This window comes from Youngiibacter multivorans (assembly GCF_017873395.1).
Classification (GTDB): Bacteria; Bacillota; Clostridia; order Clostridiales; family Clostridiaceae; genus Youngiibacter; species Youngiibacter multivorans.
Genome location: NZ_JAGGKC010000048.1, coordinates 1 through 13164 on the forward strand (window position 1 = coordinate 1; position 13164 = coordinate 13164).

Sequence of the window (13164 nt, forward strand, 5' to 3'; positions counted from 1 at the left end):
TGGAGATCCCTTTGTCCTATGAGACATAATAAAAGCTCCCTTCATGATTAACAGTGGTTTTCTTTTTCACTGTCTCTCATAAAGGGAGCATATCACAAGCACAGCTGCCCTTATCTTATTCTGATTTCTTGTCCAGATAAATCCATTCTCCGATGTTCTTCAGGGTCTGTTCCCTTTCAAAAACGAAGAAGTAAGTCCCGCTTATCATCTTTCCTGCAGCATAGTTATCCTGCGGGAACCTGTTCTGCTCGATCGTTGAGATTCCGGTAGTTACGACCTTTGTAGCAAGTGAGAGCATGTCAGTTGATTTCATGTTGGTCTTGACAAGTGGCAGCAGGTTCTTCATGAGTGTGGGGTATGAGGTTACAGGCCTTTTCATCATCTTGTTTATGATTGCCTGCATTACCGTCCTCTGCCTTCTGCTTCTCTCGAAGTCGCTGTCTATCTTCCTTATCCTGGAGTAGGCGAGAGCCTGTTCCCCGTTCAGGGTGAATGTTCCAGCCCCGGTCATTCCAGGGATCTCTCCGGCTTCTGCGTTAGTTATCTTCACTGAGACTCCGCCGATCATGTCGATGATCTTTGGAAGGGAAGTGAAGTTAACTGCCATGAAATCCTTGATGTCCAGGTTGAAATTGGCATTCAGGGTCTGAAGGGCAAGCTGAGCACCGCCGTACGCGTATGCATGGGTTATCTTGTCCATCTTCCTTCCCGGTATGCTGACATAAGTGTCCCTTACAATTGATGTAAGCTTGATTTTCTTTGAGTTTTCATCTACCGTCACGATCATTATGACATCGCTTCTTCCGGCAGTTCCTGACTCTGCGTCTATGCCGAATATGGCTATGTTTGTGACTCCCTTGACGCCTTCGTAGTAGTAGATGTCCTTGCTTGTCTCGACCTTTTCACCATCCTCGTCCTCGATTTCAATATCGACTCCGATTCCAAGGTCTTCTTCCTTTTCGGATATTACTTCCTTTTCGGTGGAGTTAAGCAGATTGTTTACATATGCATAACCGAATCCTACACCAAACAGAAGTAGTGCAAGGACAGACAAAAGTGCTATTTTAATGGTGCTTGATTTCTTTTTCTTTCTTTTCATACGAGTCCCCCTAATGCGAATACCACTTAATTATATACCAAACCTCTGAAATTACACCATTTTGTGAGCAATTTCACGAAAGATTAAGGTCTTCTAAAGGAGCCTGAAAGAATCATTCATTGATCAGATGGTCAAGCTTCTCCAGTGTGGCGCTTATTGACTCGTTGAATTCAAGGGCATTCGCATGCATGGAGTATCTGGTCTGGTCCCTGTTTACAATTATTGCTTTCTTCGAGGAAATTCCGTAGACATCCGGTATGGAAGCCACTGGATAAACATAAAGTGAAGTGCCTAGTATGATAAGGAGGTCAGCCTTCTCAGCCATCTCAAATGCAAGATCGATCTTGTCCACTGCTTCGTCATACAGAACCACATCAGGCTTGAAAACACCTCCGCAGGCATGATCGTAACCATGGTCGAGAACCTCTCTGAGGTTTTTCTTTTCGCCGCATCTGGTGCAGGTGGTTGAAGCAAGGGTTCCGTGTATTTCAAGTACTTTTTTGCTTCCTGCCTTCTGGTGCAGACCGTCAATGTTCTGTGTGATTATAGAAAGGTCCATGGTGTCTTCCCAGGCTGCAAGGATCCTGTGGCCCTTATTTGGCTCTATACCTGTAACATCGAGCTTTTCACCAACATAGTCATAGAAGGTCCTGGTGTCCCTCCTGAAAAAGCCAGCAGACAGTATCGTCTCAGGGGAATTCCCTCTGAACCTGTTGCTGTATAGCCCGTCTTTCGACCTGAAATCCTTAAGCCCTGATTCCGTGGACATGCCCGCACCGGTAAGCACGAGTATCTTTCCTGCCTTCTTTATTAGTCTTGCTGCTTCATTCAAGTTTGACATGGTATCATCTCCAATTTTGGATGGATTGTGTATCTGAAAGTTTTCGATTTATTCTACCACAAACCAATCCCTGGGTGGAAACAGATATCTATCAGATTGAATCCAAATAAGATGACTCCATTAGCAGAATCATTTTTCCAAGTACCCTGTCCTTTTCCTTTTCAATGGCCTCATAGTCTTCCTTCCATAGCTCCGAATAGCTCTTGAGGCCAACGGTGCCTTTACTTATATAGTAAGACAGGATGTCCTTTTCGCGGGATTGAAGCACGTCGAAGGCTGCCTTCAGGGCATTCCGGTAATTTGAAACCAGGGTGTCAGATGAAGTTTCCGATTCCTCAGGGTCAGAAGAGCATGGATATCCATGCGTACCAGGCAACAGGTTAGTCCTCTCTTCGTTGATATCCATAGCATTCCCTCCCTGTATTTTAATGAAAATATGCTGATTCCAAAAAGAATGGCAAAAGCTTGCTTTTAGCCATTATGGACCAGCTTTCAATACATATTCATGTAAGCTGAAAAATTGGGAAATCAGGAAAAAGGAGCGGAAAAAATAAAGACTCCGCAATTGCGAAGCCTGTTTCAGGTGAAGTATTCATTTTTTCACAAAGGTAAAAAAATCCGTGATATCCAGGAAAGGTCCTGAGAGTCAATGAATCATCTGCCATAGACTATTCGTAGGTATCTGAATAGATGACATAGGCCACCCTTATCATTATCATGAAGATAACAGATCCGATGATGGCATTCACCATGCTGAAGTCGAGGTACATGAAAGCCATGAATGACAGGGCAGTCATTACCATGGTAAGCCTGTTGATCCTTGTCACGTTGTGGTCTTTCCTGAAATATGTGATTAGCTGGTAGGCTCCATAAACCATAAGGAAAAGGAATGCAAGAAAATAGGACACAGTAAAAAGGTATTCCATAAGCCCTCCTAGTAGTCAGGCTGTATGAAGACAGCCCTGCTTATTATCTCGCCTACAAGGCGTGCGCCTTCCTGCGAGGTTGAAATGTATCTGTACCTGACAAGCAGGTCGTGTATCTCACCGAGGGTCCTCGTGTGCTGAAGGTCGAACCGTGTGGAGTTCCTGAAAAGCTTGGAGAGCTCATAGAACATCTTGTCAAGGTCGCTCTTGTTTCCATAGCTGGAGTCATCGATGACCTTGGCCATGTCACCCATGGTGTGGACAAGCTCATCCCCCTGACGCAGGAAGTCTTCATAGCTCAGGGCATCCTTGTTCCCTGTATACTCTATCAGACGGTCGACTACACCCAGTACTGCAAGGTTGGAGTTATCCTTGACCAGCCCGCTGGTCCATCTGAAGGAATGATATGCGGCAAGAAATACGGTGACTGTTATGATGGCATATATCAAAAGGAATTTCCGCTTCATATCTCCTCCGAATAATTGTTAGTCTTAACCAAAATTATATCACATTGAGCCTGATTTTGCGTTATCAGCTTAGATTCAAAAAATTTTATGCATTTCCTCTGTTGACATGTGCCTTTCCTGGTGGTACAGTTGTCTACAATAAGTTGAAAGAGGCAATGAAGGGAAGAGTAAGCTTGCATGGACTCCTTACAGAGAGCACCCGTTTTGGTGAAAGGGTGTGGAAGAGATCTTGCTGAAGATGGTCCCGGAGCCTGCCGGCTGAAGGGTGACTTTAGGCCGGGACGTAGAGCACACGTTATAGTGCAGGGGTATTTATGGACTTAGTCCAGCGTACCTTATGAGGTCATGTGCCGCAAGGTACAGGCGAACAAGGGTGGTAACACGGAGCTTCCGTCCCTTTGCATACATTATGCATTGGGATGGGGCTCTTTTTTATATCAAAAAAACCAAGGAGTGGATCAAAATGAGCGACACAAAGAGAAATTACAGATTCGAGACACTGCAGCTTCACGTAGGTCAGGAGACAGCGGATCCGGCGACTGATGCCAGATGCGTACCCATATACCAGACATCATCTTACGTATTTTCAGGTTCAGCACAGGCTGAGGCGAGATTCAACCTATCTGAGGGTGGAAACATATATACCAGGCTCATGAACCCGACGTCTGATGTGTTTGAGAAAAGGATAGCGGCTCTTGAAGGCGGAGTGGCAGCCCTTGCCACCGCTTCAGGAATGGCTGCAATTGCATATTCGGTCCAGAACATTGCTGTTGCAGGAGACCATATAATATCCTCGACAAGCATATATGGAGGAACTTACAACCTTTTTGCCAACACCTTCAAAGATTTCGGGATCGAGACCACCTTCTTCGACGGAAATGACCTTAAGACTCTTGAGTCTGCAATAAGGCCTAATACCAAGGCGGTATTCATCGAGTCGCTGGGAAATCCAAATGCTGACCTCATCGACATAGAGGAGGTTGCAAGAATTGCCCATGAGAACGGAATTCCGCTGATAGTTGACAACACCTTCGCAACACCATATCTTCTCAGGCCAATAGAACATGGCGCTGATATCGTGGTTCATTCCGCTACCAAGTTCATAGGCGGACATGGCACCTCCATAGGAGGAGTGATCATAGACAGCGGAAGGTTTGACTGGAAGAAGAGCGGGAAGTTCCCCGGACTTACAGAACCGAACAGCAACTACCACGGAGTGGTATTCACAGAGGCTGTTGGGAGCCTGGCATACATTATCAAGGTGAGGGTGACACTCATGAGGGATACTGGAGCAGCAATCAGCCCATTCAACTCTTTCCTGTTCCTGCAGGGACTGGAGACACTTTCACTCAGGGTCGAGAGACATGTTGAGAATTCACTTAAGGTTGCAAAGTATCTGTCAGAGCATCCTAAGGTCGAGAAGGTCAACCATCCGAGCATCCCAGGGAACCCATACAACGAGCTTTACAACAGGTACTTCCCGAGAGGCGGAGCTTCCATATTCACATTCGAGGTAAATGGCGGAGCTGAGAAGGCGAAGGCGTTCATAGACCATCTTGAGGTGTTCTCACTTCTTGCGAACGTTGCAGACGTGAAGTCTCTGGTCATACATCCTGCAAGCACGACCCATTCTCAGATGACTGCTGAGGAGCTTGAGGCTTCGGGAATAAAGCCGGGAAGCGTAAGGCTGTCAGTAGGTACTGAACATATAGACGATATAATATATGACCTGGAGCAGGCGCTTTCAGGAATATAAGAAAGATTGGGGGAACATAGAAATGCCTATCCTTGTGCCAAAGGGGCTGCCAGCCTACAAGACCCTTAAGGAAGAGAACATATTCGTAATGGATGAGAAGAGGGGCCAGAAGCAGGACATAAGGCCTCTGAGGGTTGCAATCGTGAACCTCATGCCGACCAAGGAGACAACGGAGGAGCAGCTTATAAGGCTTCTCGCAAACACTCCTCTCCAGGTGGAGGTCCAGCTTCTGTCAATGGGAAGCCATGATTCGAAGAATACCGACAGGACTTACCTTGATAATTTCTACAAGACCTTTGATGAGGTAAAGCACCAGAAATACGACGGGATGATTATTACAGGAGCTCCGGTTGAATTCCTGCCCTTTGAGGACGTAGACTACTGGAAGGAGCTCACTGAAATCATGGATTACTGCAGGGACAATGTATTCAGCACCATACATATCTGCTGGGGAGCCCAGGCAGGGCTTTACAGGCATTTCGGGATAAACAAGCATGTGCTTGACAAGAAGCTCTTCGGGGTGTTCCTTACCAAGGTGAAGGAAAAGAAGTCTGAGCTCATGAGAGGCTTCGACGAAGAATTCTATGCACCCCAGTCCAGGCATACCCAGGTGGAAAGGGAAGAGATCCTTAAGGTACCTGATCTTAAGATACTTGCCGATTCTGAAGAGACCGGACCGCATATAGTCGCGACAAGGGACAAAAGTCTGATATTCATTCAGGGCCACATGGAATACGACAAGGACTCCCTTAAGAATGAGTATGACAGGGACATTGCGAAGGGCATGAATATGGAGGTTCCAAAGAACTACTTCAGGAACGATGACCCGAAGAAGGGCGTGCTCTTCAGATGGAGGGGGCATGGCAACCTGTTCTACGCCAACTGGCTGAACTTTGTATACCAGGGTACTCCTTATGACCTTAATGACCTTCCTAAGCTCAGGGAAAAGAAGTCGCATAAGGAAGTCTAGTCCAAAACTGACAGACTGATCATTAAATGGAGCCGAATAACAAGACAGGGTCAACTCATTACGAGATGACCCTGTCTTGTTTTCGTCATGCCTCCAGAGGAAGCCTTTTAACCATGAACTTGTCAAATGCCTCCTGTACGTTGAAGTCCATCTCCGGGAAGGAGTGGTTCACAAGGTAAAGGACCTCGAAGACCAATGAATAAAGGTCCTCAACCGTATCAAGCTTGTTTCCTTCGAACATGGCCTTGAACCTTCCTATTATGTTCACAGGCACCAGGCTCATTTCCTCAAGCTCAGCGTACATCCACTTGTAGCCTCCGGAGTAGCTGTCGTTGATGGCGGACAGTACGTTGAAGAGCCTGTGCTGGATATCTATTATCTTAGCGTAGAACTCGGTTGGATTATCCCTCTGGATGAAGAGCTCAATATTGCCGTTTGTCAGCTCCTGCAGGTTATCATAGATGACATTCACTGCAAGCTCCCTTGGGTATTCAGCTGCCTTTTCCTTCCAATCTCCGATGACCTCTTCTCCCATTAGTATGTGTGCGTGGCTTATGGTGTCCAGGAAGGCAAGAGTCTGGTAATCCGCAAGGTGGTATTCCCATGTGTCTGATATCAGATTGTCGTAATAATCCACTCCGTTATGGGTGACATCCACCTGTATGGAGCCTATTACCAGGCTGTCTTCGTTGTTGTCCTCGTCGATCTCACTCATCAGATGTGCCCCTATAAGCTCGACGAACCTGTTCCTTGTATCCATATCTGGAAACATGTCCCAGAAGCACAGCAGCTGGAGATCCGAATAGGCATCCGCCTTTCCGCGTGAGACCGATCCGCCTATTGCCATGGCCTGAAGTACACGGCCATCGAATTCAGCAGAGCGCAACTTTTCATTTATTTCAAGCGCAAGCCTGACCCTCGGATTGTTCATATCTATTCCCACAAATACCACTCCTCGTTCTTATACTGAAGCTGATGGGCATTCATAAAAAGTCCCTACAACCATGATATCAGAAAAAGGGCGAAAGGGTCCTGAATCGGGAGAGTGTTCATAATTTGTTAGGTTTTCAGCCTGCTTATAGTATAATTTAGTGAAAAGGGCAGGGGGTGATGGATATGAAAAAGACGGTGGCAGCTGTAATGATAATAACGATCCTGTCGAAGCTTTTGGGCTTTCTCAGGGAGGTGTCACTCTCATTTTTCTTCGGGGCATCTGAGATAACCGATGCCTTTAACATCGCTCAGACCATACCAACATCAATCTTCTCGTTCATATGGATCGCACTCTTTACAAGCTTCATACCGATCTACAACAGGATACGGGCTGAGAGGAGCAGTGAACATGCAGACCTGTTCACCTCAAACCTGTTATCTGTAATAATCATGATGTGTGCACTGCTGGCAATAACCATAATCATATTTGCGGTCCCGGTAGTGAGGCTTTTCGCATCAGGCTTCTCTGAAGAGACACTAAAGCTTGCCGCATCCCTTACAAGGATTAGCATAGCAGGAATTGTTATCTCTGCAGTAATATATATCCTCACTGCCATGCTTCAGATACGGGACAGCTTCATAGTCCCTGCCCTTATAGGCATACCTGCGAACCTTGTAGCCATCGCATCCTACGCCCTTGCCGGAAGCAATTCGAGTATCCTTGCCATAGGCATAATCCTGGGACTTGCGCTTCAGGCCATATTCCTTGCAGCTGCAGCGAAAAAGGCCGGATTCAGATACACCCGTACACTTAAGCTTCATGATTCCAATATAAGGGAGCTCCTGCTGTTTTCGATCCCAGTAATCATTGGAGTATCGGTAAACCAGGTAAACGTGCTTGTAGACAAGACAATTGCTTCAGGGATAGCTGTTGGAGGGATATCAGCCCTTGGCTATGCACAGGTAGTCAATGGCTTCGTGCAGGGGATATTCGTAGAGCCTGTTTCTTCAGTGATGTATCCTACAATATCAAGGATGGCGTCAGAGGGTGACAGGGATGCGCTTTCGAAAACCCTTTCCAATGCAATTGTATATGTATTAATGATGATACTTCCAGCAATGACGGGAATCCTTGTCCTTTCTGGCCCTATAACACGGCTCATATTCCAGAGAGGAGCCTTTGGAGCTGAAGCTGCAATCCTAACCTCTTCAGCCTTGTTCTTTTATGCAATCGGGCATGGAGCATATGCCATTAGGGACCTTTTCTCCAGGACCTTCTATGCTCTTGGAGATACGAGAACTCCCATGAGAAATTCCATATTCGGCATGGTGCTCAATATAATCCTCAATATAGTGCTTTCAAGGTACCTCGGCATAGGAGGACTTGCACTGGCTACAAGCATCTCTGCGATAGCCACATCTTCAGCACTTGTGGTTTCTTTTAGAAAAAAGACAGCTTTCTCAGCTATAAGTGGAAGGATCAAGAACATTGTGAGGATTGCAGCAGCTTCTGCAATCATGGGTGCTGTGGTCTGGTTTGCATATGGGCTAATTATTGAGATTCTGAACCCTAATGTCTCTGCTCTTGTTTCAATAGCAGTTGGCATCATCACCTATGTAATACTTGTACTGGTTCTTAAGGTGGAGGAAGCAAGGTCAGCTGTATTTGTAATACACGATAAGCTGCGTAAAACATATGGTAAATAAAGCAGTGACGTTGTAAGGATGAAAGAAACTGAGAATTAAACACATGGTATAATTTCTGTGAATTTTCTGACTATTCATTGAATGTGTATCACTGCAGGTGGATAATTAAATAAGAAATATACAAAAGAAAGTAGAAAGAAGGGAATACCATGAAGAGACGGTACAGGAAGCTGATGGCAATGTTTGCTGCTGCGTTCATGCTCTTCTCAGTGACCTTTGCGTCGGTTTCTGCGTCAGCACAAACCAGAATAAAATATACTGCGCTTGGAGATTCTGTCACAGTAGGTCTTAGCTCATATAAGTCGCTGAATCCGGTTGACTACTATGGTTATGCGGATATGCTTGACGATTATCTTGAGATTGCATTTGATGTGGACTACAGGAATCTGGGAGAAGAAGGTCTTGATTCAATGGAGCTGTTGGGAATGCTCACCAACGATGTGGTTTTCCAAGGCAAAGTTGCAGGTTCAAGAATTGTGACGATTAACATTGGCAGCAATAACCTTCTTACACCGGTATTACCGACAGTAGCTGCTGCTTTCGGAGCAACAGATTTAAAATCTCTTTATGACAACATCCGGAAACTATCCTACTCTGTAGCGATGGCAAGGTACGCTGCACTTGATGATCCGCCATCACCATTGGTTCAATCATTTCCTGCAGGTGTTGAAGTGTTCAAGGCAACATTCCCAGGAATCATAACAGCAGTAAAGACTCTTGCGCCTGGAGCCAAGATAGTAGTGAACAACCTATACAATCCAATGCAGGCGGGTGATGCCCTGTACTCATTTGTAGACAAGCATATCAGGCAGATCAACGCAGTAATCACAGAGAATGCGCCTGGCTCTTATGTTATTGCCAATTCTTATTCCTCCTTCAAGGCATATGAGACTTCAAGGCTGGCGGTTACCTTCAGTGGAAGGAATGCTATTCTGGCAGCGAAGCTTGGCAGCTATGAGGCTTTCCTTATGGCAGTAGATCCTCATCCTACGACCTTTGGTCATACACTGATATTCGTAAGGGAAAGGAATCTGTTGAAATAGCAATTGAAGTCGATTGAAAGTAAAAGAATTGAAAGGGTACGACCCTTCCGGAAATATTCCGGAAGGGTCGTATTTTCTACTTGATCTCAAACTTAGTTCCGCCAGACTTCGGTTCAACAAGCTTAGGAAGTACGATCTTTAGTACTCCATCCTTGTACTCGACTATAGCTTGGCTCTCGTCGATATCATCTACATAGAAGCTTCTCTTTATCGAGCCAAAGGACCTTTCACGCCTGATGAAGTTCTCGCCCTTTTCCTCGGTACTCTGTTCCTTTTCCGCTGAAATTGTCAGGTACTTGTCCTTGTATTCAACGACTATGTCGTCCTTGTTGACTCCGGGAAGGTCAGCGTCTATCATGTACTCCTTGTCGTTTTCCTTGATGTCCACCTTGAACTGCTTAGTCGAGGCTCCAAGTGCAGGGAGGTCGTTGAAGAAATCACTCATGAACTCGTCGTCCCCGAAAAAGTTCCTACCTATTGGCAGTCTGTTCCTCATACGTAATCACTCCTTCGTTTTTTTGTGCAGCCCTGGTGTTTTATGGATATAATCTGATTAGGGCTTACACCTTCTAACATTATTTTACTACTGGTCCTGATTTTGACAAATCAGGGACAACCTAAAACAGGGAGATTGCAACTGTAAATATAAGCAATCTGATGCTATTTGACTTCATTTGCAATATGCCATCATAAAAGGCTGAAAACTGACCAGAACAAACATTTATCCGAAATTAACAATATCTTAAAAAATGAAGAGGAATGCAATGATAGGGATAGTGATTCTAAACTACATGACGTATGAAGAGACTTCGAATTGCATAGGAACAATCAGAGCTACCTGCAAGTCCTTCTATAGGATATATGTGGTGGATAACGCTTCGCCTGATGGGTCATTTGGAAGGCTATTGGATACTTATAGTTCTGATGCAGATGTTGAGCTGATAGGAAGTAAGGTGAACAAAGGCTATTCAGCAGGAAACAACATTGGGGTCCTTAAGGCGCTGGAGGATGGCTGCACGCATATTCTTGTCTCGAATTCCGACATCATCTACCATGAGGGTGCAATTGACAGGCTGAAGCAATTTCTTGACGGAAACATTAAGGCAGGCATAGCTGGTCCGAGGATTCTTGATGAGAATGGAGAAGTGTCAGAGATATCAAGGATATTTGTGAAGACCGGGATAATGGAGAAGCTTTTTGCTACTACAAGGCTTCGATCATTGAATTACCGGAACATATACAGAACATACTACGGCCTTGACAAGTCCTTTGATGAGATCCAGAAGGTATATCACCTCGTAGGATGCTGCTTCATGATGAAGAGGGAGCTGGCTCTAAAGGTGGTTCCATTTGACGAGAATACCTTTCTTTATGAGGAGGAGCTGATTCTCGGGATAGCCGCAGAGACTGCAGGCTATGAAACTTACAGCTATCCCCCTGCAGAAGCAACACATCTCAACGAGAGGAGTTCAAGGAACATTGGTGCCTATGCGCTGATCCATCTTGTCTGCAGTGAGATCTACTACTGCAGGAGATACCTTAAGGCATCAAGGCTTAAGGTCTTCCCGATTTATATGATCAGGTCCATGCTGTACCTTGAAAGGTGCCTGAAAAACAGAAGCTACAGGATGAACCTGGGAAAGTACATCAGGGAGTCTGCCAGGAGGTTCATGTCATCTGACGGATTAGGATGATTGAAAATGATAAATAATAATGTCGAATTTATGATAATTTGCTGAAAATTGTGCTAAAATCATATTTGGAAAGCTATTCATAGACGACTATGTTGCTTCCAAAATGATAATGGGGAGGTGAAGGGCAAGGCACAGGCTGCATATGGCAGCAGGCTTGGCCCAAACTTATGAAGTACTTTATAGACACAGCCAATGTAAATGAAATCAGGAAGGCGAACGAACTGGGAATACTAGCGGGTGTAACCACGAATCCATCCCTCATAGCAAAAGAGGGAAGAATCTTCGCGGATGTCATAAAGGAAATCACCGACATAGTTGACGGACCCATAAGCGCAGAGGTATTGTCACTCGAATCTGATGGGATGATCGCTGAAGCACTAGAGCTGGTGAAGATACACAAGAACATAGTGGTCAAGGTACCTATGACGGCTGAAGGCCTGAAGGCAGTATCCTACCTTTCAAAGAAGGGAATTAGGACCAATGTGACTCTGATATTCACTGCAACCCAGGCACTTGCAGCTGCAAGGGCAGGAGCAAGCTATGTATCACCATTTGTTGGAAGGCTTGATGACATAGGCCTTGATGGGGTTGAGGTCATAGAAGAGATAGTCCATATCTTCAACCTTTATGGAATTGACACTGAGATAATCGCAGCAAGCATAAGGAACAAGAACCACGTGCAGAGGGTAGCCCTTGCGGGAGCCCACATAGCTACGATTCCATACAAGGTAATCCTTGAATCGCTTACGCATCCTCTTACAAATGCAGGAATCGAAAGATTCCTCAAGGACTGGGAAGACGCAAACCAGAAATAGAAAAACAGACGCCCGGGATGATTATCCCAATGGCATTAAGTTAATCTCGCTCAAGAAGCTATCACAAACAGTGGTAGCTTCTTTTTGATGTTAATTGACCATACACATAGGGAAATTAGAAACTGGTAACCTAAAATAAGCATCACAAATAGACAGGAAATATTCCCTGTCAAAAATTATTCAGTTTAAGAAAATTATGCTACCCTATACATGAAGCTTATAGTTGATTTTGCAATCATATTCCTAGGTCTTGAACGTCCAGGGCGAATTGGAGTTATGTACCTAGAGATCAAAGCTTCAATATTTGGTGGAGTTATTTTACCAAGGAAGTATTCTCGGCAAATGTGTGCAGCGACAGAAAAGTTGACCTTATATTCATATTTTCTGTCCTTTTTTTCTATAACCACGTGCAAGGTGATTAATTCAGAAAAGTTGTACATAACAAGTCGAGCAAAAATTTCCTGGAGTATAAACTCCACCTTTTTGGAATGAAAATGAAGCAATCCTATTGTATATTTTAGGTCCCGAAATGAAGTTTCAATTCCCCATCGCATTGAGTATAGTTCCTTCAATATTTGTGGCGGGAATATTTCTCTGTCAAGATTGGTAACAACAACTTCATAAGTATCTTCTGTTATCGGAAATCTAACAATTCTGAAAGGTAATCTATACAATATCGTAGGATAACTCTTTTTGTTCTTTTCTGGAAGGTAGTCAAAAGTTTTGGTAGTAGATATTAATCTATAATGGTTTCTATCCTTTAGCAATTCCTTAACTTCATTTGTATGCTTTCCTGTGAGCTTCAAATCTATATCAACTGTTAATGCTGACTTCTGTTGTCCAAAACCTGATGTGTTTTCTTGTCCAAGATTTGCTTTGGTTAATGGCAGGCTGAGTTGATCAGCCTGCCATC

Annotated in this window: 14 protein-coding genes and 1 other annotated feature; of the genes, 6 read left to right on the forward strand and 8 right to left on the reverse strand. The window is 44.7% G+C overall.

Annotated features, from left to right (window positions below):
- Positions 1-115: 115 nt before the first annotated feature.
- The 5 genes from J2Z34_RS16885 to J2Z34_RS16905 form a co-directional block, all read right to left on the reverse strand.
- On the reverse strand, positions 116-1099 hold the full coding sequence (locus J2Z34_RS16885) for an LCP family protein (RefSeq protein ID WP_209461044.1): 984 nt from the start codon (positions 1097-1099) through the stop codon (positions 116-118).
- Between the two features lie 112 nt (positions 1100-1211).
- A complete protein-coding gene (locus J2Z34_RS16890; protein ID WP_209461045.1) occupies positions 1212-1940 on the reverse strand; it encodes an NAD-dependent protein deacylase in 729 nt (242 codons plus the stop codon).
- A 91-nt stretch (positions 1941-2031) separates the two neighbouring features.
- Positions 2032-2346, reverse strand: coding sequence for a hypothetical protein (locus tag J2Z34_RS16895; RefSeq protein WP_209461046.1), 315 nt, complete (start codon positions 2344-2346; stop codon positions 2032-2034).
- Between the two features lie 262 nt (positions 2347-2608).
- Positions 2609-2866, reverse strand: a complete 258-nt coding sequence (locus J2Z34_RS16900) for a hypothetical protein (protein ID WP_209461047.1) — start codon at positions 2864-2866, stop codon at positions 2609-2611.
- 8 nt (positions 2867-2874) lie between these two features.
- A complete protein-coding gene (locus tag J2Z34_RS16905) occupies positions 2875-3333 on the reverse strand; it encodes a hypothetical protein (protein WP_209461048.1) in 459 nt (152 codons plus the stop codon).
- A gap of 146 nt (positions 3334-3479) precedes the next feature.
- Positions 3480-3734: a binding site (T-box leader), on the forward strand.
- 62 nt (positions 3735-3796) lie between these two features.
- Between J2Z34_RS16905 and J2Z34_RS16910 the strand changes: the two genes are divergently transcribed.
- The gene (locus J2Z34_RS16910) at positions 3797-5089 is read left to right on the forward strand and encodes an O-acetylhomoserine aminocarboxypropyltransferase/cysteine synthase family protein (RefSeq protein WP_209461049.1); all 1293 of its coding nucleotides are present in this window, start codon (positions 3797-3799) and stop codon (positions 5087-5089) included.
- A gap of 22 nt (positions 5090-5111) precedes the next feature.
- Positions 5112-6059, forward strand: coding sequence for a homoserine O-acetyltransferase MetA (gene metA / locus J2Z34_RS16915; protein ID WP_209461050.1), 948 nt, complete (start codon positions 5112-5114; stop codon positions 6057-6059).
- 85 nt (positions 6060-6144) lie between these two features.
- Here metA and J2Z34_RS16920 read toward each other — a convergent pair whose 3' ends face one another.
- A complete protein-coding gene (locus tag J2Z34_RS16920; protein WP_209461051.1) occupies positions 6145-7002 on the reverse strand; it encodes a hypothetical protein in 858 nt (285 codons plus the stop codon).
- A gap of 173 nt (positions 7003-7175) precedes the next feature.
- Between J2Z34_RS16920 and murJ the strand changes: the two genes are divergently transcribed.
- Both murJ and J2Z34_RS16930 read left to right on the forward strand, forming a co-directional pair.
- Complete coding sequence (murJ, locus tag J2Z34_RS16925; protein ID WP_209461052.1) at positions 7176-8699, forward strand: murein biosynthesis integral membrane protein MurJ; 1524 nt, start codon at positions 7176-7178, stop codon at positions 8697-8699.
- Positions 8700-8848: 149 nt separating this feature from the next.
- Positions 8849-9742: a GDSL-type esterase/lipase family protein gene (locus tag J2Z34_RS16930; protein ID WP_209461053.1), complete on the forward strand. Its 894-nt coding sequence runs from the start codon at positions 8849-8851 to the stop codon at positions 9740-9742.
- A 76-nt stretch (positions 9743-9818) separates the two neighbouring features.
- Here J2Z34_RS16930 and J2Z34_RS16935 read toward each other — a convergent pair whose 3' ends face one another.
- Positions 9819-10238, reverse strand: coding sequence for an Hsp20/alpha crystallin family protein (locus J2Z34_RS16935; RefSeq protein ID WP_209461054.1), 420 nt, complete (start codon positions 10236-10238; stop codon positions 9819-9821).
- Positions 10239-10506: 268 nt separating this feature from the next.
- On the opposite strand from J2Z34_RS16935, the gene J2Z34_RS16940 reads away from it, so the two are divergent.
- Both J2Z34_RS16940 and fsa read left to right on the forward strand, forming a co-directional pair.
- Positions 10507-11436 carry a glycosyltransferase gene (locus J2Z34_RS16940; RefSeq protein WP_209461055.1) on the forward strand — a complete coding sequence of 310 codons (930 nt, stop codon included), beginning with the start codon at positions 10507-10509 and terminating at the stop codon, positions 11434-11436.
- A gap of 167 nt (positions 11437-11603) precedes the next feature.
- A complete protein-coding gene (gene fsa / locus J2Z34_RS16945) occupies positions 11604-12251 on the forward strand; it encodes a fructose-6-phosphate aldolase (protein ID WP_209461056.1) in 648 nt (215 codons plus the stop codon).
- A 194-nt stretch (positions 12252-12445) separates the two neighbouring features.
- On the opposite strand, the gene J2Z34_RS16950 is transcribed toward fsa, so the two are convergent.
- A partial coding sequence (locus tag J2Z34_RS16950; protein WP_209461057.1) for a transposase occupies positions 12446-13164 on the reverse strand: 719 nt, incomplete at its 5' end.